This window comes from Hymenobacter montanus, from assembly GCF_014699115.1.
In the GTDB taxonomy this organism is placed as follows: domain Bacteria; phylum Bacteroidota; class Bacteroidia; order Cytophagales; family Hymenobacteraceae; genus Hymenobacter; species Hymenobacter montanus.
This window is the reverse complement of sequence record NZ_JACXAD010000023.1, coordinates 14845-37553: the sequence shown is the minus strand read 5'-3', so window position 1 is coordinate 37553 and position 22709 is coordinate 14845. Positions and strand designations below refer to the sequence as shown.

General features: G+C 60.6%; 18 protein-coding genes, 1 tRNA gene and 1 pseudogene. 6 read left to right on the top strand and 14 right to left on the bottom strand.

The window, feature by feature from the left end; all coding sequences use genetic code 11:
- Positions 1 to 26 precede the first annotated feature (26 nt).
- From IC235_RS17945 to IC235_RS17925, 5 genes are all read right to left on the bottom strand, one after another.
- Entirely contained in the window at positions 27 to 1082 is a 1056-nt protein-coding gene (locus IC235_RS17945) for an AAA family ATPase (protein ID WP_191006584.1), read from the bottom strand.
- Entirely contained in the window at positions 1079 to 2275 is a 1197-nt protein-coding gene (locus tag IC235_RS17940) for a restriction endonuclease subunit S (protein ID WP_191006583.1), read from the bottom strand. Before IC235_RS17940 ends, IC235_RS17945 begins: the two co-directional genes overlap by 4 nt.
- Positions 2272 to 3288, bottom strand: a complete 1017-nt coding sequence (locus IC235_RS17935) for a PDDEXK nuclease domain-containing protein (protein WP_191006582.1) — start codon at positions 3286 to 3288, stop codon at positions 2272 to 2274. Before IC235_RS17935 ends, IC235_RS17940 begins: the two co-directional genes overlap by 4 nt.
- A complete protein-coding gene (locus IC235_RS17930; RefSeq protein WP_191006581.1) occupies positions 3281 to 6253 on the bottom strand; it encodes a type I restriction endonuclease subunit R in 2973 nt (990 codons plus the stop codon). The genes IC235_RS17935 and IC235_RS17930 overlap by 8 nt, the downstream gene beginning before the upstream one ends.
- Before the next feature lie 187 nt (positions 6254 to 6440).
- Positions 6441 to 6513, bottom strand: a tRNA-Gly gene (locus IC235_RS17925).
- 99 nt (positions 6514 to 6612) lie between these two features.
- Between IC235_RS17925 and IC235_RS17920 the strand changes: the two genes are divergently transcribed.
- From IC235_RS17920 to IC235_RS17910, 3 genes are read left to right on the top strand one after another with little or no spacing between them, the layout of a single operon-like run.
- Positions 6613 to 6879 (top strand): hypothetical protein, encoded by a 267-nt coding sequence (locus IC235_RS17920; RefSeq protein WP_191006580.1) that lies wholly within the window; start codon positions 6613 to 6615, stop codon positions 6877 to 6879.
- A 29-nt stretch (positions 6880 to 6908) separates the two neighbouring features.
- Positions 6909 to 7454: a GNAT family N-acetyltransferase gene (locus IC235_RS17915; protein WP_191006579.1), complete on the top strand. Its 546-nt coding sequence runs from the start codon at positions 6909 to 6911 to the stop codon at positions 7452 to 7454.
- Positions 7455 to 7486: 32 nt separating this feature from the next.
- Complete coding sequence (locus IC235_RS17910; RefSeq protein ID WP_191006578.1) at positions 7487 to 8515, top strand: hypothetical protein; 1029 nt, start codon at positions 7487 to 7489, stop codon at positions 8513 to 8515.
- A 37-nt stretch (positions 8516 to 8552) separates the two neighbouring features.
- Here IC235_RS17910 and IC235_RS17905 read toward each other — a convergent pair whose 3' ends face one another.
- The gene (locus IC235_RS17905; RefSeq protein ID WP_191006577.1) at positions 8553 to 10109 is read right to left on the bottom strand and encodes a hypothetical protein; all 1557 of its coding nucleotides are present in this window, start codon (positions 10107 to 10109) and stop codon (positions 8553 to 8555) included.
- A gap of 167 nt (positions 10110 to 10276) precedes the next feature.
- The gene (locus IC235_RS17900) at positions 10277 to 12559 is read right to left on the bottom strand and encodes a B12-binding domain-containing radical SAM protein (protein ID WP_191006576.1); all 2283 of its coding nucleotides are present in this window, start codon (positions 12557 to 12559) and stop codon (positions 10277 to 10279) included.
- Positions 12560 to 12669: 110 nt separating this feature from the next.
- On the opposite strand from IC235_RS17900, the gene IC235_RS17895 reads away from it, so the two are divergent.
- A complete protein-coding gene (locus IC235_RS17895) occupies positions 12670 to 13185 on the top strand; it encodes a hypothetical protein (protein ID WP_191006575.1) in 516 nt (171 codons plus the stop codon).
- 165 nt (positions 13186 to 13350) lie between these two features.
- On the opposite strand, the gene IC235_RS17890 is transcribed toward IC235_RS17895, so the two are convergent.
- The 3 genes from IC235_RS17890 to IC235_RS17880 form a co-directional block, all read right to left on the bottom strand.
- Positions 13351 to 13866 carry a helix-turn-helix domain-containing protein gene (locus IC235_RS17890; RefSeq protein ID WP_191006574.1) on the bottom strand — a complete coding sequence of 172 codons (516 nt, stop codon included), beginning with the start codon at positions 13864 to 13866 and terminating at the stop codon, positions 13351 to 13353.
- A gap of 62 nt (positions 13867 to 13928) precedes the next feature.
- Positions 13929 to 14285 (bottom strand): hypothetical protein, encoded by a 357-nt coding sequence (locus IC235_RS17885; protein WP_191006573.1) that lies wholly within the window; start codon positions 14283 to 14285, stop codon positions 13929 to 13931.
- A gap of 55 nt (positions 14286 to 14340) precedes the next feature.
- Entirely contained in the window at positions 14341 to 14940 is a 600-nt protein-coding gene (locus tag IC235_RS17880; protein WP_191006572.1) for a thioredoxin family protein, read from the bottom strand.
- Positions 14941 to 15098: 158 nt separating this feature from the next.
- Here IC235_RS17880 and IC235_RS17875 point away from each other — a divergent pair, with 158 nt between their 5' ends.
- Entirely contained in the window at positions 15099 to 15371 is a 273-nt protein-coding gene (locus IC235_RS17875) for a hypothetical protein (RefSeq protein ID WP_191006571.1), read from the top strand.
- A 315-nt stretch (positions 15372 to 15686) separates the two neighbouring features.
- On the opposite strand, the gene IC235_RS17870 is transcribed toward IC235_RS17875, so the two are convergent.
- The 4 genes and pseudogenes from IC235_RS17870 to IC235_RS17855 form a co-directional block, all read right to left on the bottom strand.
- Entirely contained in the window at positions 15687 to 16541 is an 855-nt protein-coding gene (locus tag IC235_RS17870) for a transporter (protein ID WP_191006570.1), read from the bottom strand.
- A gap of 133 nt (positions 16542 to 16674) precedes the next feature.
- Positions 16675 to 17268: pseudogene (locus IC235_RS17865) on the bottom strand (DUF4291 domain-containing protein).
- Positions 17269 to 17489: 221 nt separating this feature from the next.
- Complete coding sequence (locus IC235_RS17860) at positions 17490 to 19949, bottom strand: TonB-dependent receptor (protein WP_191006569.1); 2460 nt, start codon at positions 19947 to 19949, stop codon at positions 17490 to 17492.
- 24 nt (positions 19950 to 19973) lie between these two features.
- Positions 19974 to 21335: an Nramp family divalent metal transporter gene (locus tag IC235_RS17855; protein ID WP_394355276.1), complete on the bottom strand. Its 1362-nt coding sequence runs from the start codon at positions 21333 to 21335 to the stop codon at positions 19974 to 19976.
- A gap of 381 nt (positions 21336 to 21716) precedes the next feature.
- Here IC235_RS17855 and IC235_RS17850 point away from each other — a divergent pair, with 381 nt between their 5' ends.
- Complete coding sequence (locus IC235_RS17850; protein WP_191006568.1) at positions 21717 to 22703, top strand: cation diffusion facilitator family transporter; 987 nt, start codon at positions 21717 to 21719, stop codon at positions 22701 to 22703.
- Positions 22704 to 22709 lie beyond the last annotated feature (6 nt).

Below are 22709 nucleotides of genomic sequence, written 5' to 3'. Positions count from 1 at the left end.
TGCGTTGGTGGGGCTGGCGGGTGGGGCTAGAGGGCGGGCAGGTCGAACTGGTATTTGGCCAGAAACGCCGCCAGGATGTTTTGAAAAAGCTTTTTATTGTCGGGGGTCATCTCCACGGGGGCGTACACCGAATATTGGCCGTGGCTGAGCAGGTTGAGGGCGCGGGCGTAGAGCGTCTCGTCATCGACGCCGTGAATGCAGTCGGAAAAATCTTTGTAGCCGAAAAACGTGGCCGTCTTCTCCAGCACGGCGCGGAGCACGTTGAAGTGATAGGTGTTGATGTTGCCGGCGGCGGCAACCTGCCGCAACTCGCTCAGGCTGGCTACGTGGTGGAAAAAGGGGGTATCCTCGGTGCCTTGCAGGCCGTAGCCCTGGGCCGTGCGGTGCAGAAAATAACGGGCGGGCTTGCGTTTCTTCAGCTCATTGCAGAGCACGTTAAAGAATAAGGCGTGGTGCGAGGAAATGACGGTTTTGAGCCGGCCGCTAGCTTTTTGCAGGAGCTTGCACAGGTCGCTGGCTACGGCAATGGCGTTGTTGTCGTCGAGCGAAGAAATGGGGTCGTCGATGTAGATGTATTTTATATCCTTGTATGCCTCGGCCCCGTCAAGAGTGAGTTGGCAGATGGCCAGAAACACGCACCAGATAAACATCGTCTCTTCGCCCCGCGAGACTTTGATGTTAGTGTGCTCGCCTTTGGAGAAGCTAACGGTCCAGTTCTCGTAGTCGATGCGGAAATCGAACTCGGCGTAGCGCTCCAGGAAGGAAAAGATCTTTTCCTCCAAGGCCAATTCACGGAAGCCCGCGAAAAACCGCGACGACGAATTGATGCGCAGCTTGCGCTCGGTGTCGTTTTCCAGGTCGTTGTCCCAGCTAAACAGGTCTTCGGTGAAGGCGTTGAAGTAGAGGGTATCGCGCTCTTCTCCTTTCTTACCTCGGTTCTTAAACTCGATAGAAAGCCGGGTTTTGCCAGTGCCGTTGAAGGCGTACAGCAGCACAAAATCGCTGGCGTTCAAATCGTCGCGCAGGCGAATTGCCAGCTTCGGCAAGGTCTTATAGATCTGAATTTTAGCTTTCCCGCTCATGCGTCCTCTTTACTTGCCGCCGGAAATAGTACCTGCATCAGCCCTTTCTTGTGCAGCTTCAGAGCCTCTATTTTCTGGCTTTGCGCGGTGATGAGGTCGTCAAGAGAGGAAAGGGTGTTAGCTATTCTTTGCTGCTCTTTTTCATCCTTTGGAAGAGGAACAGAGATAATATCTAATTTAGCCCTGTTTAATTTGGGCTGTGCCATTCCTGTCAAAAAGCCCTCAAGGCTTATCGCATTCAAGTAGTTCTCAACTAGTACTTGAGTAAAGCGCTTTTTAAAACGGATGACATGTGCATGATTATTTACCCATGTTTTCCCCGTAATTGAAAAGGCAATTGGATAAGTCCTTGCCATCAGGTTTGCCCCATCTTCTGATATACAAAGTAAGTCTTCATCAAAAAGGTAATCTTGTACATAGTCAATGATGCCTGAGGCGCCATAGTAGGGAACGTTACCACTTATTCTTTCACTCTCTGTAATTGGCACTCTCTTACTGTCCAAGTTCTTTGCTACCTCGCCCAATAGCTTTATATCCCACTCCCCCGCGTCCCGAAACTCCGGAAACCGCAGCTTCGGCACCGTTTCACCTTCAGTGGGAAAGAGCCTCTGCATCAGGCCACGCTTGTGGGTTTTAAGGGCCTCCAGCTTGGCATTTTGGGCGGTGATGAGGTCGTCGAGGGAAAAAAGGGTAGCGGCTATTTTTTGTTGTTCATCGGTAGAAGGAATCTGGACTTTTATAGCCTCAATTTGTTCCTTATTAATTGAATCGAAGATGGAGCCACCATTGCCAATGATAGATTTTTGGATACTATTTAAGAAGTAATACAGGAACCACCTACTGTCAAATGGTTGGATTGCGGCCAAGCCTCTACCTATACAGATTTCATGAGTTGCGATATTTAATGCTCCAACAGGTGCTCTGACTGACATCAAAATATCACCTTGACCTGCTAGCTTAGTTACCTGCGTTGTCCATTTTGTTGGCTTTTCTAAATAAATATCTCCAAAGTCTGTTTTCCCCTGATAAAAAGGAATGCCATTTCCTTTGTCGTTATAGCAAGTACCTGCTGGCGATTGGCCTGCGACAATGCGAGATACTTCGCTTAACTGCGTCTCTTCCCACTCCCCCGCCTCCCGAAACTCCGGAAATCGTAGTTTTGGCACCGCCGTCTTTTTTGCTTCTTTACTCATAGGTTATTGTCGTTGGCCGGCAGTTCGCGGCTCATTAGTTCGTGCAGGCGGGCCTGCAACAGCTTTTTGTCGGGTAGTTGGAGCTGGTATTGGGCAATGAGCGTCGGGGAGAGGTTACGCGAGAGCGCATATTCCACCACCTCCTGGTCCTTGTCGCGGCACAGCAGCACGCCGATGCTGGGGTTCTCGTGCGGCTTTTTCACGTCGCGGTCCAGAGCTTCGAGGTAGAAGTTGAGCTGGCCCAGGTGCTCGGGCATGAACCGGCCGATTTTTAGCTCAAAAGCCACCAGCGCCGCCAACCCCCGGTGATAAAACAGCAGGTCGAGGTAGAAATCCTGGCTGCCCACCTGCACCCGGTATTCTTCCCCCATAAAGAGGAAGTCGCTGCCCAGCTCCAGGATAAACGCCTTCATGTGCCGGATGAGGGCTTGTTGCAAGTCAGCCTCGCGGTGCGCTTCGGGCAGGCCCAGAAACTCCAGCACGTAGCTGTCTTTAAACACCTGGTCAGCCGCCGGGTGTACTTCTCTCACCACCGGCGAGAGTTTCGCGCCTAATATGCCGCGCTCAAATTGCAAAGCGTTTATCTGCCGCTCCAGGTCTCGCTTGCTCCAGCGTTCGGCCGACGCTTTTCGCAGATAGTACTCCCGTTCCTCGCTGCTTTTGCAGCGGGAGAAAATAATGGTGTTGTGCGTCCAGGGTAGCTCCCTCACCAGTGCCGCCAGTGTAGAGTCGTCCTGGTACATTTCATAGAACTGCTTCATGCGCCACAGGTTTTTGTCGCTAAAGCCTTTCACTTCCGGCGCGTTGCGGGCGATGTAGTTGGCCAGCTCGGCCACCACGCCCTTGCCCCAGGCCTCGCCCCGCACCTTCTCGCTGATGGCCTGGCCCATCCACCAGTACAAGTCGATGAGAGCGGTATTGACGTGGGCAAAAACGGCCTGCCGGGCCTGCCGGATGTGCCGCAGCAGCTCGTCGAACGTCTGTTGGTTAGTGGGCGTGCCGGGGCTATTCATACGCTGCCAGGCCGGAGATTTCACGTCCCTGAGCCCGTTTCTGTAACAACGGAATGAGGTCGGCCATCAGCTCGCCTTCCTTGGCGGCGCGCGCTTTCCAGCCCAGGCCCAGCGGCGCCAGCAGGTCGCCCAGCCCTTCGCTGTCAAAAATCATCCGCCGCAGGATGCCGTCCACGAAGGCCGTGAGGGCCTCCACCGCCAGCCCATGCCGGGCGGCAATAGCGGCCTGCGCGGCGGCCGTTTTTTCCGCCTTGAAAGCCTCGTAGCCGTCGCGAATTTCAGCCTCGGTAAAGCCGCGGTCGGTGGGCAGGCCGGCAAAGTAAGCGGTCAGGTCGTCAGCCTCATCCATCAGGTTGGCGCTGGAGCCCAGCAGGGCAATAATCTGCTCGCGCGTCAGCTTCTGCTTCTTCGGCGCCTGCGTGGTGCTGGCAGCCATCAGGCCCATGATGTAATCGTAGTCGATGATGGCCGAGGCAAAGAGCACGAACTCAAAGTCGAGGTCGAACTGTACCCCGTTGGGGGGAGCGGGGTTTTTGCCCTTGCCCTGCTGGTCGCGCAGGCGCTTGGCGGTTTCGAGGTACTGGCCCCGGAAGGCGCGCAGGTCGTCGAGGGGCAGCAGGGTTTCGAGCTGGGCTTTTTCGGGCTCGCCCAGGTCGGTGTACTGGTCGAGCTGGGTGCGCAAGCGCTGCACTTCCTTGAACGTGTTGATGAACTCGCCGCGGGCCAGGTCGCCCTGCAGGTTGGCTACTTCCTCGGGGGCGGCGGGCAGGCCGTGCCCCTGCATGAAGCTTTCGAGGGCCTGCACGGCTTTCTCGTAGTCCTTCATCACCTCCGACGCGGGAGCCACCAGCCAGATTTCCTTAGGGTCCTGCTTGTTTTCGATGCCCGAGAACAGGGCAATGGCCGCGTCCACGGCCGGCTGCTGCTGCCGGAAGTCGAGCACGTGGCCATAGGGCTTGGTGTCGTTGAGTACGCGGTTGGTGCGCGAAAACGCCTGGATGAGGCCGTGGTGCTTCAGGTTTTTATCGACGTAGAGGGTGTTAAGGTACTTGGAGTCGAAGCCCGTGAGCAGCATGTCGACCACGATGGTGATGTCGATACGCTCGTGGCGCGGGTAGTCTGCCACCGGCCACTTCTGAGCCTTAATGCGCTGCTGTACATCCTGGTAATACAGGTCGAACTCGCCGAGGTGGTGGTTGGTGCCGTACTGCTGGTTGTAGTCGTGGATGATGCGCTTGAGGGCGTCTTTCTTCGCGTCGGGCTCTACCTGGTTATCCTGCTTTTCGGTGGGCAGGTCTTCCTGAATCTGGCGCACATCGGCGTTGCCCTCGGCGGGCGGCGAAAACACGCAGGCAATGTGCAGGGGCCGGAAGTCGGGTTCGCCGTCTCGTTTTGTCTGCTCCTGCCGGAACAGGTCGTAGTAGGCAATGGCGTCGTTGATGCTCTGGGTAGCCAGCACCGCGTTGAAGCGGCGTTGCAGGGTGGCCGCGTCGTGTTTTTCCAGGATGTACTTCACCACGGCCTGCTGAGCCGGGCCGGAGCCGGGGGCAGCGCCGGGCTTGCCATCAGGCTTGAAGTAGTCGACGTGAAAGCGCAGCACGTTTTTGTCCTCGATGGCGTGGGTGATGGTGTAGGAGTGCAGGCACTTCTGGAAAATGTCTTCCGTGGTTTGGTACGACGCCTCCCGCCCATCTACCTGCGTGTAGATGGCATTGTCCTCAAAGATGGGTGTGCCGGTAAAGCCGAACAGCTGAGCCTTCGGAAAAAACGCCTTGATGGCCTTGTGGTTTTCGCCGAACTGCGAGCGGTGGCACTCGTCGAAGATGAGCACCACCCGCTTGTGGCTGAGGGGCTGGAGCTGGGTTTTATAGTCTTTGGGGTGGCTGGGGTCGAGGGCCAGGCCCAGCTTCTGGATGGTGGTCACGATGACCTTGTCGGCGTAGTCGTCGGAGAGCAGGCGGCGCACTAGGGCCCCGGTGTTGGTGTTCTCCTCCACGCAGCCTTCCTGAAACTTGTTGAACTCCTCCCGGGTCTGGCGGTCCAGGTCCTTGCGGTCCACCACAAACAGGCACTTCTCGATGTCGGGGTTGTCCTTGAGCAGCGTGGAGGCCTTGAACGAGGTGAGCGTTTTGCCGCTGCCGGTGGTGTGCCAGATGTAGCCGTTGCCTCGGTTCTGGTGAATGCAGTCGACGATGGCCTTCACCGCGTAGATCTGGTAGGGGCGCATTACCAGCAGCCGTTGCTCGCTTTCCACCAGCACCATGTAGCGGCTAATCATTTCGGCCAGGGTGCACTTGGTCAGGAACTTCTCGGCAAACTCGCTGAGGTGGTTGATTTTCCGGTTTTTCTCGTCGGCGTACTGGTATACCGGCAGAAACTGCTCGTCGGCCGAGAAGTCGAAATGCTCCCGACGGTTGTTGGCTAGGTAGTAGGTGCTGGTGCGGTTGGATACGATGAACAGTTGCACGAAGCACAGAAGCGTATTGGTATAGCTCGCGCCGTGGTCGTTCTTGTAGTCGGCTATCTGCTTCATCGCTTTGCGCGGCGTCACGTCCAGCGTCTTCAGCTCAATTTGCACCAGCGGCAGGCCGTTGAGGAGCAGGATGACGTCGTAGCGGTGGAAGCTGCTGGCCGTGTTGATGCGCAGCTGGTTGATGACCTCAAACTCGTTCTTGCACCAGTCCTTGATGTTGACCAGCGTGTACTGCAACGGCGTGCCGTCTTCCCGGATAAAGGTATTGCGCGCCCGCAGCGTTTTGGACGCCACGAACACATCGGGGTTCACGATTTCGTCCCGCAGGCGACTGAACTCCGCGTCGGAGAGCGTGACGCGGTTCAGGGCCTCAAACCTCTCACGGAAGTTGCGCTCCAGCTCGGTGTTGTTGCGGATGTCGTCGCGGTAGGTGTACTTGAGGCGCTGCAGGTCGCCGATGAAGCCGTACTCGATTTGTTGTTCGTTTACCATTGGTAGAGAGTGCGGTAGGTCGGCTCTAAATGACTGTATTAAAGCGTGTGGTATAAGAATTCATGACCACGAGCATGATTAAGTAGAATTATAGCAAACGTAGCTAAAATCAACTTGTGTAATTTAAAATGTAATTGAAAAACAAAACAGCCACTTAGGATACGACCTAAATGGCTGTTAATCAATGAGCGAGAAACGAGGTTCGAACTCGCGACCCTCAGCTTGGGAAGCTGATGCTCTACCAACTGAGCTACTCTCGCGGGGTATTGGTACAACGAAATTACGCCAAAGAACCGGATTCGCAATAAGGTGGGGCGGCCTGAACCCCGCCTTGACGGGCCTCGTATGAAAGAGCCACCATGGCAGCTCCCCTCCCTCCTGCTACGCGCCGCTTAGTCGGCTGGATGCTCGTAATCAGCGGGGGCATGCTAGCCGTGGGGCTGCTGCTGAGAGTGTACGTGGCCGTGTACAGTTGGAGCACCGGCGCTTACCAAAATCCTTCGGCGATGCTGCTAAGTGCGAACCTGTTGGGGTTGCTAGCCAGCGGGCTGCTGATGCGCATGGGGCTGGGTCTGCGACGCGGCGCCCCCACCCGGCGCAACCCGAACACCGACGGGATGCTGTAAATCGGCGGGCGCTGCTCGACCTTTGCGGGATGTCATCTCCCCTGCGCATCTCGCTGGCCAAGGCCAACGCCGCTACCGCCGCTCAGCTGGCCGACCTGGGCCGCCAAACCTTTCAGGAAGCCTTCGGGGCCTCCTGCTCGCCGGCCGACCTGGCCGCGTACCTGGCCGAAAACTTTGGCCCCGACATCCAGCTCGCCGAGCTGCAAGACCGCGAAAACACCTTCCTGCTGGCCCACATGCAGGCCGAGCTGGTGGGCTACGCCAAGCTGCGCGACAATTCGGCCCTGGGCTTGCCCGCCGACCAGGACCAGGCGGGCCGCCTCGAAATCCAGCGGTTGTACGTGCGCGACGACTGGCAGGGCACCGGCCTGGGCGCGGCCCTGATGCGCGGCATCCTGGCCCTGGCCGAGCAGCTGCACTGCTCGGCCGTGGTGCTGGGTGTGTGGGAGAAGAACGACCGGGCCCGGGCCTTCTACCAGCGGTTCGGCTTTCGGGCCGTGGGCCAGCACGAATTTCGACTGGGGCAGGACGTGCAAACCGACCTGATTTTGCGCAAAGGATTGGCGGGCCGTTAAACTGGCTACTTTTGGGAATGCCTATTCCTGTGATGCATTCGATTATTCGCCCCGCCCGCCTGCTGAGCGGCGGCCTGGGCTTGCTCTGGGCCGTGGGGCTAACGGCCTGCCAGGCGCAGCGTGAACAGGCCCGGAGCGCGATCCCGCCCGTGGCTCACTACGAAGGCAGCCTTGGCACCCCCGGCCAGGCTGACCTGCGCGCCGCGCTCGACATCCGCCACCCCAGCCCCGGCCACTACGAGGCCGAGTTCACGGCGCCCACCGCCGGGACCCTCAACTTCGTGGCCGATACCCTGCTGTTCAGCAATAACGAGCTGCGCCTCACGCGCCCGGCCCGGCCCGGCGAAGTACTGACCCTGAAGCTGGAGGGCGACTTCTGGCGCGGCTCCCTCAACCTGGATACCACTAGGTTCAACGCCATCCTGGTGAAGCGCGGCGAGCCCGCGGCCAGCACGTACCGCGTCGAAGAAATACCGCAGGCCACCGGCTCGGCCTGGCTGTTTGCTCCTTCCGACACCAGTACGCCGGGCGCCGCCCTCATGATGCTGCCCGACACGGTGACGGCCGCCGCCGCTGCCCTCTGGGCCGATGGGCTGGCGCGCGATGGCGTCATCGTCCTGCTGCTGCCGGCAATTGGCTCGACCAGCGCCGCGGCGGAAATGCCGCGCCTGCAAGCGGCCGTGCGCCTGCTGCGCAACACCCCCGGGGCCGACACGGCCAAGGTGGGCGCCTGGGCTGCCGGGGCCCGGGCCCCGGCGCTGGTGCAGGCCGGTACGGGCCCCGGCGCGCCCCGGCTGGCCTTTTTCATTGCCCAAAACGCCGATCCCGACCCCGCCTTCCGGGAGCTAGCCCGGCGCAAGATGCCGGTGTTGGGCCTGTATGGCGGGGCCTCGGCCCCCCAACGGGCGGCCGCCTGGCGCGCGGTGCTGGGCGCTGGGCGCGGCAGCGCCGTGCGCGCCTACCGCGCCGCTGGGCCCGACTTGCTCGTGTCGGGTCGGGCTTACCCGCAATTCGGAGCGGGCTTGCCCGGCGACGTAACCGCGTGGCTGCGCAGCCGATAGCCAAATGCCCTACTGCCCCGGCACCCTTTTCTGAAGTTTACTGCACCAACACTTTGCTGGTCAGTACGCCGGTGGCGCAACGCGCCCGCAATACGTACAGCCCAGCCGCGAGCACCTGGTCCGGCGCGAGCTTCGCCTGCCGCCGCTCCCCCGCTCCAACGGGGCTGAGCGTGGTCTGGGTCACTACTTGGCCCATGGGGGAGAGCAGCTCCACGGACACGGGCTGGTGCACGGCCGCCGGCCAGTTCATTTCCACCTGTAGCTGCGCCCCACTGCTGGGGTTAGGTACGGCGCGCAACGCGGCGGCCCCGCTGAAGCCTACCGCGGAAGCCAGTGCCCGGCCGGTGGGCAGCACCCGCAGCACCGCGAAGCGGCTGTTCTGGCCCGCCGGGCCGGCTGCGTAGCCAACGGCTACGGCGCTGCCATCGGGCTGGATCAACACGTCTTTCAGTTGGTCGTCTACATCTTCATTTATCGTCACGTAGCCGTTGAGGCCGTAGCCCGTATCTGGTTGGCCGCTGGGTAAAAGCCGGCGCAATACGAAGTCGCCGTTGAGGGTGCCCACCAGCACAATTTTACCGTCGGCCTGCAAGCTCATCTCCGGGAAGGCGTTGAAGGCTGCCGGGCCCAGGTCAGTCGTCCCATTGGTGCCGAATGAAGCGTCCAGCGTTCCATTAGCGTTGAAACGAGCTAAGAACAAAGACGGGTTTAGCACGTCAGTTTCGCCCAATACGAGTATCTGGCCGTTTGGCATCTGGGCAATGGCCCGGCCCATTACCGGCTGATTGTTGAACTGGTTCAGCGCGGCGATACCGGCTGTGCCAAACGTAGGGTCGGCGGTGCCATTGGCCAAAACCTTCAACACAACTAACCGTCGGGTGACGGTGCTCGGGTTAGTGAAAAATCCATCTTCAAAACCTACTCCCAAGGCCCGGCCTGCGTTATCCACGAGGCCATCGGTAAGCCGGCCGTATGCTCCGAGGCCGCTGCTATAGCCGCTGTCGCGGCTACCATTGGCTTGCAGGCGGTACACGAAAGCATTGCCCGCTGGTAGAGGATAGTCGCCCACGTTGATGCCCACAGCGTGGCCCATCACGATTAATTCGCCGGTAGGCTGCTGCCCGACCCGAACGGCGTAGCCGCTCACGGTTCCCCCGCAGATGTACGTTACGCCGTTGGTTCCGAAGCCCGCATCAAGTGTACCATTAGCCAGGAAGCGAGCCACGAATGAGTCCCCTTTGACAGCGCCCGCGACTACCACCTTGCCGTCGGCTTGCAGACACACACTGTACGCCGTGCCGAAACCGGGCGGGTTATAGGCGCGGGGCATGCACGTCGGACTAGGTGAGCCCGCAAGCGGGACTATTACCTTGCCGCCCGTGCCGAACGTGGCATCAAGCGCCCCGGTAGTGGTATAGCGGGCCATTTCCAGGCCCGCGTTGCCTTGCCCAGCCACGACGAGCTTGCCATCCGGCTGGAGCGTCACCGCCGCTGCCGCATCGCTGGTGGGAGCTGCGGAGAAGGTGGTGAAAACCCGTCCGTTATTGCCAAAAGTGGCATCTATTTCTGCCTGCGCCCGTGTAAGGTGGCTCATGCCCAGCAAGCTTATTAGTGGAAGGGCAATCCGTAGTAGACCGTATTTCATAGTATGAGGGTTGGGTAGTGTAAGATTGAGTTTAAAAATTCATAGTCACCTACTGTAAATGCTTTTTTAATACTATGTATTCTTTGGCCTATTGTAGTTGTTGACCCGAATTCGCGCTAAATCAGTAACAACCCCTTGCTACGCAGGAGCTGCCAGGCTGGGTTTTGCAGGTAATTCTCGAACGTCCCTTCGGTGGTAGGGAAAGTGGCCGCCGCTTCTTTCAGCAGCAGTTTGGTGTCGTAATCAGTGCTGAGGCGGGTGAGGAGCTGGTGCAGCCAGTGGCCAGTCGCGGGGCTGGTTTTCACCTCAAAGTCTTCGGCCTGCTCGTAGCAGGTAAGCACGGCGCGGGAGCCCTTTTTACCTTGCTCCACGCGGATTGCCGGGGCATTGCCGAGCCAGAACAGGCGCTGGTTTAGCTTGGCGAAGTCCGGCTTGTCGGGGGCTTGCAGGGCCTGCTGCACCAGGTGGCGCGGCGTGGTGGGCCTGGGGGTTTTGAAGTCGAACCAGAAGCTCAGGGGCTCATCGAGTGCTACGCCGTGTAGGTAGTTGTAGAGCGACTTGGCCAGGCCCGGTCCGAAGGCTTCGTGGTCGGTGCCGAGGGGGTCATCGTGCCACAGGTCGTTCCAGGCGAAGCCGGCGGGTTCGGGGCCAATGGCGGCCACCTGGTACTTCGCGGGGTTTTTGCCCACCGGCGAGTGGGCCGTCATCGAGAAGCGGTGCCAGTAGCCGCTTTGCACCACGCCGGCCGCAAACAGCTGGCGGACTACTTCGAGGCTGTCCACGGTTTCCTGGGCCGTTTGGGTAGGGAAGCCGTACATCAAGTAAGCGTGCACCATGATGCCGGCCTCGGTAAAGCCCGCGGCCACGCGGGCCACCTGGGCAATGGTTACGCCTTTCTCCATGAGGGCCAGCAGCCGGTCCGAAGCCACTTCCAGGCCCCCGCTGACGGCTATGCAGCCCGCCGCGGCCAGCAGCCGGCACAGGTCGGGCGAGAAGGTTTTCTCGAAGCGGATGTTGCCCCACCACGTGATGGCGACGCGGCGCTTGAGCAGCTCCACGGCCAGGTCGCGCAACGCGAGGGGCGGCGCAGCTTCGTCGACGAAGTGAAACCCGGTCTGGCCGGTTTGCTCGATGATTTGCTCGATGCGGTCCACGAGCAGGGCTGCGGGCGCGGTTTCGTAGCGCGCGATGTAGTCCAGGGTCACGTCGCAGAACGAGCAGCGCTTCCAGTAGCAGCCGTGGGCCACGGTGAGCTTGTTCCAGCGGCCGTCGCTCCACAGGCGGTGCATGGGGTTGAGCACCTCCAGCACCGAGAGGTACTCGGTAAGCGGCAGGTCGGAGTAGTCGGGCGTGCCCACCTCGGGGTGCGGAATGTCGGGGTGCGGGTAGTTGATGTACTCGATTTGCCCGCGCTCGTTGCGCCGGAAGGTGCGCTGGAGCAGGCTGCTGCCGTGCTGACGGTATAGCTCAGGCTGCAGCGCACAGTGCAGCCCATCGTCGGCTTCGCCGCCACCCAGAGCCTCACGCCGGGCTGCCTCCTTTGAGCCGCTCAGGTAGTCCAGCAGCCGCAGCCAGGGGCCCTCGCCATCGTCTAGGGTCAGAAAGTCGATGTAATCGAAAAACCGCGGCTCCTGAATGGTGCGCAGCTCGGTGTTGGGGTAGCCGCCGCCCATCACGGTGGCCGTGGCGGGGCTGATTTGCTTGATGCGCTGGGCCAGTCGCAACGCGCCGTACAGATTGCCCGGGAAAGGAACCGTGAAGCCCACCACTTCAGGCTGCACGCGAGCCAGCAGCTCCTCGAGCTCTTCCAGCAGCAGGCGGTCGAGCAGGTTGGGGGCGGCTTGCAGGGCCTCGTGCAGGGGCTCGAAGCTGGTGGCTGAGAGGGCCAGCTTTTCGGCGTAGCGCGAGAAGCCAAAGTGGGGCCCCACGGTTTCCTTGATGAGGTCGGCCAGGTCTTCTAGGTACAGCGTGGCCAGGTGGCGGGCCTGGTCGGTGAGGCCCATGGTGCCGAACGCGGCTTCCAGGTCGGCTACGTGGTCGAAACGGCCCGCTTCGGGCAGGAAACGGCCGTGGCAGATGCGGGGTGCCAGGGTCAAGTCCTTGTTCTGGAGAAAGCGGATGACGGGCGTGATGGTGGCCAGGTAGCGGTTCTTAAGGCGCACCATCCGTTGGGCATTGTCGCTAAGGGCGAAGCTGCCGGCCTCGATTTCAGCAAAAACCTGGGTCAGCCCGTCCACCGAAAACAGCCGCAGCACCAGCTGCAAACCCAGGTCGGCCTGGGTTACGGCGTAGCCACGGCCGACCAGAAAGCCTTTGATGTAGGCCGTGGCCGGGTAGGGCGTATTGAGCTGCGTGAGCGGCGGCGTGAGCAGCAGGATGCGGGGAGAAGCAGACGACACAGTGGGAAGTAACCCGGCGCCGGGGGCCAGGGTTCATTTCCCGCAAAGGTCGGGCACGGCGGGCGGTGCGCCACCTTTGCGACTCCCGCTAAAACCGCTACTTTGCTGCGATGGAAACCATACTCCCCACTTCGCGCCCGAATCGTCGCCCCTGGGCCTGGTCGGCCGGGGCCACCGGCTTGTTAGCGGGTACGCTGGACATAACCGCCGCGTGCCTGCAATTTGTGGTGGTCACCCACAAGTCTCCCGCCAACGTGCTGAGGTTTGTGGCGAGCGGCTTATTTGGTCAGGCTGCTCTCACTGGGGGCGCGGGCATGGCGCTGGTGGGGCTGGGGCTGCACTACCTTATTGCTATCGTCTTTGCCGTGGTGTTCTATTGGCTGTACTCTCGTCTGCCGCTCCTGTGGAAACTCCCGTCGGCAGTGCCTGGCGTGATCTATGGCGAGGTAGTGGGGCTGATAATGAACTGGGTGGTGGTACCTAGCTCCCACGTGCCCCGGCAGCCCTACAACCCGGCGTCGGGCCCCATGAGCCTGAGCATTGTGCTATGCATCGGGTTGCCAATTGCCGTGCGGGCCGCTAGGTACTACTCTCCTGACCGCCTGCGGCCCGCAGGGCCCAGCTAGGAGCACCTGAAGTCCACGTGCGTCCTGTAAGCCGGCCGGTAGGATGGCGAGCAGCACTAGAAGATAAAAGAGACGAAAAAAATCAGCCCGGTGAATCCAGCTGAAAAGTGGCCCCCGAGCGGACAGGCCCCTTTTCAGCTGGGTTCGTACGCCGTGCGGCCCGCTCTACGCCAGCGCGTCCAGCGACAGGCGCTCGGGCAGCATCAGGCGGCGAAACTCGCTTACCGAGTAGCCCGTCACCTGCCGAAACTGGTTACTCAGATGCTGGCCGGAGCTGTAGCGCATCTGGTCGGCTATCTGATTCAGGGTCAGCTCGCCGTAGCTGAGCATCTCCTTCACTCGCTCGATTTTGAGGCGGATGAGATATTTCTCAATGGTAAGGTTCGCCGTGCGCGAAAACACCTTGCTCAGGTGGGAATACGTAGCTGCGAACCGGTCGGTGAGAAACGCCGAGGTGGTGAGTGGCGAGCGGGCCGTGCGCAAGTGCTCCAGGTAGTCGGCCAGCACGGTTTTGATTTGCTCGGTTAGCTGTTCGGCGCGGCCGCGCAGCAACTCGAAGCCCGCGGCCTGGAGCAGCGGGGCCAGCGCTTCGGGGTCGGCGGGGGTAGCCTGATCGAGCTCGGCCACGCCTAGCGCTACGGTTTTGGGCCGATAACCGGCCCGCTCCAACAAATTATGCACGGCTTCTACGCACCGCGGACACACCATATTCTTAATATGCAATAAATTAGTTTTCACGGGTTTTAACGTTTTTCGGGCCATTGTGAGGCGGCCGGTGAAGAATAAGAACGCGTTGGTGAATTAGCAATAGCCCGGCGCGGCTGCGACGCCCGCGCTGGGGCGTCGGCCCAGTCGCGGCCGAACCAATGCCCGGTAGCCCAGGTTACAAATGGTACTACGGCCAGAAACGTAACCGCCAGCAGCCAGAACAGTACGAGGAAAGCGAAAAAAAGTCGAGTAAAAAAGTGGTCACTAAGCTCAAACAAGTAGCCGACCAGTAATAGTGCCAGGCCCAGGCTCACGCTGGCCAATACGCCCACCCGCCGCCAGGGCCAGGTGGCTACGTGTTTCCGAAGACGAAGACGCAATGGAGCCAGCATAGTATCGGCAAAATGGGAAGGTGAAAATAAGAAAAATTCCGCTTAAATCACCCACTTACTGGAATAAAGCGAGGAGCTCCCGCTGAACAGCTTGCCCATTATCAGCTTCGTACCAGGCATTCATCGCTTTGACTATCTGGTTAGTGTGCAGCGACTGATCGGCGTGAAGCTGTTCGGACAGGGCCTGGGCGCCGGCCGGTCGGGAGCCCCAGCCACCCAGGTCGGTGCCGGTCGTCGCATCGCGCCGAATGAGCCGGGGAATGCTGTTACGGCCGTTGGTTTGGTGGGCTGCCATGAGCGCGGGGTGGTCGGAGCGGAGCAGCACGTGCAGTTGAACGGTGCCAAGACTGGCGGCGGCCAGGTGCGCCAGAATGGGCAGCACGTGGGCGGTGTCGCCGCACCAGGCTTCGCCCAGCACCAGCCAGTGCTCGGGCCGGGGCAATTGGGCCAGGGTGGCAACCAGCTCGGGCAGCAGGGGCATGGCGTAGGCGCGGTCGAGGTGAGCCTGGTTCTGCTCGGTAAACCGGAGGTAAGCCGGGTTTTGGTCGGGGCCGCTGGTACGGTGCTCGGCCACCAGGGTGCTGACCAAGGCCCGGAACTGAGCATAGGTGAACGCCGGAGTGGGCACCACGGGCGAAGGAAGGGAGTCGGACATCGAAGCAAAAGTGAGAATGAAACCCGCGGCTCGCAACCTAACCGGCGCGCCTACCGCTACAACCGTATTCGCACCATACGGTTCGGATTGCGCGGCGGGAGGTTAATTTTCTACCTTGCGGCATCGCTCACGTTCAACCCCCTCACTTACTTGCTTTCATGCGCCTAAAAAACTTCCTCCATCTCCTTATTCTGGCCGGTGTATTCACCGCCGGTAGTGCCTGCAGCTCCGGCACCGATAACGGCGACACCAACGTTGAGCGCGGCTCCAACAAGCGCCGCTACGCGCCCACCGCCCAGGGGGTGGAGGGTGGCGACTCCACCACTGCGGGCCTCAGCCGCCCGGCCGGTCCTCACAAGCCCACCGGCAAAGAGCTCTATAAAGCGGCTGGCGATGCCAAAGACCGCAACCACGATGGCATCGCCGACTAAGGAAAGGCAATCCAGCATTCAGTAGATTTTCGATTAAGAAAACCGATTAAAACTGGGGCTCGGTTTGCTTGCTCTTGCAGCAGACCGAGTCCCAGGGCTTGTCGGCTGATAATTGCCCGCGCGGTTTCCTGCCTGCGGTACCAGCCGCCAATGGTAAAGCCTCAAGGGTCCCAGTGGGGTCGTCCTCAGCCGAGCGGCCCTAGCGGGTACGATTTCAGTTCGCCGGAGGCGTAAAGCCAAAAGAGAGGGCCAGGTGACCAGAAAACGGCCTAATAGCCGGATAATCAATTATTAGCAGCTGAGAATAACCAACTCCTACCGGCGCACTGTAAAGCCGACGAAGTACTCGTGGTCACTCAAGCGATTCAGGGCTAGGTGGGTGCCCGCATCTAACTGGAAATTCTTGGATAGTTTGAAGATGGGCGCAACATTCAGCGAAGCCTGCCAGCGGCGCTGCTGCGTATTCCACTGCGCTACGGCTTCCGTTAATAGACCTAGCTTTTCGGTAAAGTCGTACTCCAGGGCCGCCGAGGGCAGCAGGCGCAGGTAGCGGCGGGCATCTTCGCGGTCGTAGTTGAGGTCGCTTTCCAGCTGGGCTTCGAGGTTGGCCTTATCGCTCAGCTCCACGTCAATGGGCAGCACCACGCCGTACTCGGTCCCACCTTCGCCCGCGGCCCCGCCGCTGGGCAGGCGCACGTAGCCGATGACGGCCATGGCGAGGGAGCCGTCCTGGTCGTCGCCCACGAAGTTATACTTGACGCGCAGGGCCACATCGCCGAAGCCGGCATTACGTTCCTGCCACTGGCTGGCTTCGCTGGGCCGCTGCTTGGCCACTGCGTACAGGGGCACTTCAAGCTGCAAGTCGGTTCGCCGGCCCAGGCCTAATTTAAGCGTGGTATAAGCCAGGTGCAAATCCCGGCTTTGCTCATCGTCGTCCGAGCCGCTGTTGCGCAGGCGCAAGGCGTCCATCTCCACCTGTCCGTGGCCGGCGTCGACCGTGAACGGACTTTCCGTCACCCCGGGCCGGTCGGGCTGCAACTCGCGCAGGCGGTTGCGGGGCACGGGCTTGCGCCAGCTAAAATGCGCGGAATCATAGGGCGAGGACTTAGGAGCGTTCTGGGCCTGGCTAAGCACCGGCAGCAAGCACAAGAGCCATAGATGTAGTTTCATACGCCGTGTACGCACAAATTATCCCCGTGGTCGCTCCGGCAAATAAGGCGCCGGCACTAAGCTCAACCGTTGGCGATGCCACTAAAATGATATCACCGGCTGAGGGCCCCCGCGGCGGCCCGGATTGACCTTTTCAACTGGCTCCAATACGCTTTTTAATTGCTCCTGGCAGGGCATACTGTTTTTTCGGAAGAAATAATCGCTTAGCATTCTCGTACTTACCGGCCTTACATAAGGTATGAATCTTCTTAACTAAGGGGGTATAATCTTTAATCTCCAGAATCCATTCTTTAACAAACTCTTCGATTAAAAATCGGCTGATGCCGACCTGTATGCTCCGGTATTCCAGCTTTTGTCCGCGCAAGCTTCTTTCCGGGTCCCATTGAATATGTACTCTGGCTTCGTCAAACAGTTTCTGTCAGGCTTGTCCATCGGGGTACACTCTTTTCTCGGGTGAGGTTAAAACGCCTTCCCGCAGAGCCTTCTCCCATCCCGAGCGGGTAATGCGAAGGCCTAAGATATATTCTTGCACCGACTTCTGAGCCCAATTGCTTCTTTCCATTAACCACAAAAACGAGGGCTTAATCCAGGTCATGCGGTTGAAAGAGAAAGGGGTTTCGAAGGTTTGGTTGTTGATGGCGGGAAGAGCAATTTGTTTAGAATAAGCCTGATACACGATTAAGCTGGTCGCGTCGTAGGCCGCCCTCACCTCGTAGTCTGTCGCCATGCTTTTGATTTTTTAATTGAATATAGCTCCCCAAGCGCCGCTGTAGATTAAGGCTCGAAACGGAAGTATTCAAGCGCTTCAAGCCTCAGCCCTACGACACCGGACTGGCACCCGGTTATAGGTCAGCGTAGTGTTGGGTAGTAGACTGCTGCTTCGTCACCGCGTACAGGGGTAACTCAAGCCGCTCGTCGGTACGCCGGCTCCGGCCCGAGTTGGGGCTGCTAAAACGGCACCACCAGCTTGAGACCCACGTTGCGGCCCGGATTGTAGATGCCCGTACGACCGTTGGGCGACGCCGCGTAATACTCAAAGTATTTCAACCGGTTCAGGTGGGCCTGGTAGGCGGTATCAAACACGTTATCAATCTGTACGGTAACCTGTACCAGCGGCCGGCCGGCGCGGGTGGTCCAGGTGGTGCCGGCACCCAGGCCCAGTAGAGCGTAGCCCGCGGTGGCCGTTTCCGTATTGTCGAGGGCGTAGAAGCGCGTTTGGCGGGCGCTGCCGTCGGCAGTGGTCCGGACGTAGGTGCTGGCGAACCGCCTGGTGCGGGCGGGTAAGGTGGCACGCACTTCGGCGCGGCCCCGCAAAGGCGGAATCAGGGGTAGGTAGCGGGCGGCCCCGCCCTGCTGCTCGCGCAAGCTGGCGCTGGCATTTTGGCCGTTTACGTAAGCCAGGCTATTGGTAAGGACCAGCCAGGGCAGCGCGGCCGGCCGCCAGTTCAGGCTGGCTTCCAGACCGTAGAGCTGGGCGGCCGATTGCTGAAATTGGTACGTGGTGTTGCCCGGCACGATAACTACCGGCTGCCCATTGGCATCCAGCAAACGGCCCTGGTAGATGAAGTTTTGCACATAGTTGTGGAACACCTCGACCGAAGCATCCAGGCTGGCTTGATGCCAGAGCACCCCCACGTCCTGCTGCCAGCTGAATTCGGGCTGGAAGTCCCGATTGCCCAGGTACACGATGTGGGCCCCGGGGTCGAGCCCATTAGAACCAATTTCGGGGATGTTGGGCGCCCGGTAGCCCCGGGCCAGGTTCGCGCGTAGCGTAAGCCGCTCGGTAGCGGCATAGCTTGCCCCCGCGCTGGCCGACAAGCCGTGGTAGCGCCGGTCGAAGGCCGGAAACTGCAGGGCCGCGCCGGGGATGCCGGGCCTCGCCGCGCCATCGAACCCCGTAGCAGGGTTGGGAGCGACGTAGAAGTCGTTCCAGGTAACTTGCCGCAGGTCGGCGCGCAGGCCGCCACTCAGCTCCAGCTTGCCCAGGGGCTTTTTCAGCAGCAGGAAGCCGCCCGCGTCCAGTAAGTCGTAGTCGGAAATGGGAAAATCGGTGGCATTCTGGTGACGGTTGAGCTGGCCCATGCCGTTGCTGCCCAGGCTGATTTCCAGTCCGTTCCAGGTGGGCAGGTGGTAGCGCACATCGTAGGTGTAGGTAGTCAGGCGCAGGGCCAGCCCCGCCTGGGTGGGGGCGGTGGGATGGTTGAACTCCTCCCGGCTGTTCTGCTGGGCCCCCAGCAGCAGGTGCAGCTCGCCGCCGCCCAGCTGCACCCGCGTTTTGGTAAACACCCGGTAGTGCCGGATACGCTGGTGCAGGGGCCCAATGGTGTAGGCCCGCAGCTCGCTATCCGTCACCAGGGGCCGGTTTTTGATGTCGTCGAGGCCGCTTTCGGCTACCTGCCGGGTAAAGTGGCGGCTGAGCGAGTCGCGGCTGCCATCGGGGATTTCCTGCTGGTTGTCGTAAAGCGTCAGGTACCAGTGCGAGCTGCCCCAGGCCTTGTTCACCCCCACCATGCCGGTCAGGGTCAGCTCCCGGAAACCGGTGTTGTACACCAGGCCGTCGACCCGGTTGCGGTAGTCGCGGGCCAGGCGGTGGCTGGCCCGGAAGCTAGTTTGCAAGCCATTGCGCTGATAGTTCAAGCCCAGCGAGTTGCCAATCAAGCCATTGTTGGACTGATATTCGGTCAGGGCTTCGCCGTGCAGCTGGCCTTCCGCGCCGCTGGGCAGGGCCGGCAGCAAGTTCACTACGCCCGCCACGGCGTCGGAGCCGTAGAGCAGGCTGGCGGGGCCCTTCACCACCTCCACCCGCTCGATGTCGTAGCCGTCGACTTCCACGCCGTGCTCGTCGCCCCACTGCTGGCCTTCCTGGCGCAGCCCATTGTAAAGGGTGAGCACCCGGTTGTAGCCCAGCCCGCGAATAAAGGGCTTTGAGACGTTGGGGCCGGTGGTAACCGCGCTCAGGCCGGGAATGCCCCGCACGGCGGCATCAATCACGTTGGTGTTGGCGTTGAGCGACATTTCACGCCGGCTCAGCGTGGCAATGGGGACGGGGCTGCGCCGCACCTCGGTGGCGCGCGACACGCCCGTCACCACTACTTCGGTGAGGGCGGCCGGCGCGGCCGTTAGCTCCAGCACCACGGGCCCGGCCGCCGCTGGTACCGGGAAGCGCCGCGAGGTGTAGCCTACGGCACTCACGGTTAGCTCCTTTGAGCCGGCCGGTAAGGGCAGGCTGAAATGCCCGTCGGCATCGGCGGTAGCCCCCGTGGCGGTGCCCGGCACGGCTACGCTGGCGAATGGCACCGGCCGGTGGCTGCCCGCCTCGCGCACGGCGCCGGTCAGGGTAGCCGTAGGCTGGGCACGTAACCGCGGCGCCGGCAGGAGCAGCAGGAGCGCGAGAAGGAAGTGCTTCATAACTAGATGGTAATGAGCAATTACTTAACCCGCGAACGTCTGCCAAAGCAAAAACACGTTCAGGCCGATGATGATGCCGGATACCGCCCACGCGACTACCTGCACCCCCGGCCGGTTGACGAACACGCCCATCTTGGCCTTGCTACCGGTGAACAGGACCAGCGGCACGACGGCAAAGCTGAGCTGCAACGACAGAATTACCTGGCTGAGTACCAGCAGTTGGCCCGTACCCTTCTCCCCGTAAACCAAGGCCACGATGAGGGCTGGTACCACCGCCACGCTCCGCGTGATGAGCCGCCGTACCCAGGGCCGGAGCTTCAAATCCAGAAAGCCCTCCATTACAATCTGGCCCGCCAGGGTGCCGGTCAGGGTAGAGTTCTGGCCCGAGGCCAGCAGGGCAATGGCAAACAACGCGCTGGCCGCCCCGGCCCCGAGCACGGGCGTTAGCAGCTTATGCGCATCGGCGATGTCGGCCACGTCTTCGTGGCCCTTGCCGTGGAAAGCGGCGGCGGCCGTTACCAGGATGGCGGCATTCACAAAAAAGGCCAGAAACAGGGCCACCGTCGAGTCTATCGTCGCAAACTTGATGGCCGAGCGCTTGCCGGCCTCGTCCTGCACGAAGGCCCGGGTTTGCACGATGCTCGAGTGCAGGTACAGGTTGTGCGGCATCACGGTAGCGCCCAGAATGCCGATGGCCACGTACAGCATCTGCGGATTGGTTACGATTTTAGGGTCCGGCACTAAACCCTTGCTCAGGGCCAGCCAGTCGGGGTGCGAAACCAGGATCTCATAGAGAAAGCACCCAAAAATCAGCACGATGAGGCCCGCTACCAGGCTTTCGATAATGCGGAACCCTTTATTCTGAAAAAACAGCACCACCAGCACATCCAACGTGGTGAGTACCACGCCCCAGGCCAGCGGCAAGCCGAACAACAAATTCAGCGCAATAGCCGAGCCGATGACTTCCGCCAGGTCGCAGGCGGCAATGGCGACTTCGCACAGGGCCCACAGCCCCAGGCTTACCGGCCGCGAGTAATGGTCGCGGCAGGCTTGGGCCAGGTCGCGGCCGGTTACAATGCCCAGCTTGGCCGCCAGGTGCTGAAGCAACATGGCGAACAAGTTGGAAATCAACACCACCGACAGGAGGGTGTAGCCGTACCGGGCCCCGCCGGCCAGGTCGGTGGCCCAGTTACCCGGGTCCATGTAGCCCACCGCTACCAGCAGGCCAGGGCCCCAGAACGCCAGTAGCTTGCGCCAAAACGAGGCCTCGGCCCCGGGTACCCGGATGCTGGCGTATACTTCACTAAGGGAATTACCACGGCGGGCGTGGCGCCAGCCACTCTCGGCAACGAGCGGCTTGGTTTCGGGTATAATAGAGGGAGGCACGTTAAAGCGGATAATTCACTACAAAGCTACCGATTTTAGGCTAGTCTAAAAATAATTTTCGACTTCCTTAAATACCGGGCAAACTGGAAAAGGTTTCGCCCTTGCCAGACTTTTCAATCAGCCGCTTAGAGCGGTTCTCCAGTCCGGGTGCCGTTTTTAGGAATTAAAAATTAAAAATGAAGAATTAAAAATCGGTTGGTCAATTTTTTAATTCTTCATTTTTAATTCCTATGCGAAAGCTGCTCTAGGTTGGGCGGCGCCAACCAGCCACTGCCCTGAACCAAGCCGACGGCTCGCGGGGCTTATCAAGTCCCGTAAAGCTCCTCTGCCCTTCGTTCTCGGCGCGGATGCCTGACCTTTGTCCTGAAAACCCTTCGTTGCATGACGCCCACTCAAACCAAACGCCGCCTCGGTCTGCTCTCCCTCGTAGTGAGCGCCGGACTGGTGGCCATTAAGTTCTACGCTTATCACCTCACCCGCTCGCAGGTCGTTCTCACCGATGCCTTGGAGAGCATCATCAACGTGTTTACCAGCGGCTTCGCGCTCTACAGCCTCTATCTGGCCGGGCTGCCCAAGGATGAAAACCATCCCTATGGCCACGGCAAAATCGAGTACTTATCCGTGGGGTTCGAAGGAGCCCTGATCTTCATCGCGGGCGCCTTCATCCTGTACAACGCAACCCTGGGGCTGCTGCACCCGCACCCGGTGGCCCGGCCCGATTGGGGCGTGCTGCTGCTGGCCAGCACGGCCGTGGTGAACCTGGGGGTGGGGTTGCTGCTGGTGCGCAGCGGCAAGCGCCTGAAGTCGGTGGCCCTGGTCGGGGATGGCCAGCATCTTTACATCGATGCCCTCACGTCCATTGTGTCGTCGGTTGCCTTGGTGCTGGTGGCCGCCACCGGCGTGGTGCGCTTCGATGCCGGTGCGGCCCTGCTGCTGGGCGCCTTCATTCTGGCGAATGGCGGGCAAATGCTGCGCCGGTCCGTCTCGGGCCTGATGGACGAAGCCGACACGGCCATCGTGGCCGAGGTCATTGCCGAGCTCCAGGCCCGGCGCCGGGCTCCCTGGATTGACGTGCACAACCTGCGCGTGCAGCGTTACGGGGCCAACCTGCACATCGACTGCCACATGCAGATGCCGTACTACTTCACGCTGGAGGAAGTGCACACCCAACTGCACGACATTGAGGAGCTCATCCGGGCCCGCTTTGCCGTAGAGGTCGAGATGTTCGTGCACGCCGACCCCTGCACCTTTGCCGCCTGCTCGCTGTGCCTCATGCCCGACTGCCCCGTGCGGCAGCATCCCTTCCAGCACGAAGTGCAGTGGACCCTGAGCAATGCCGTGAAGAATGAGCGTCATCACCTGAAGTAACAATCA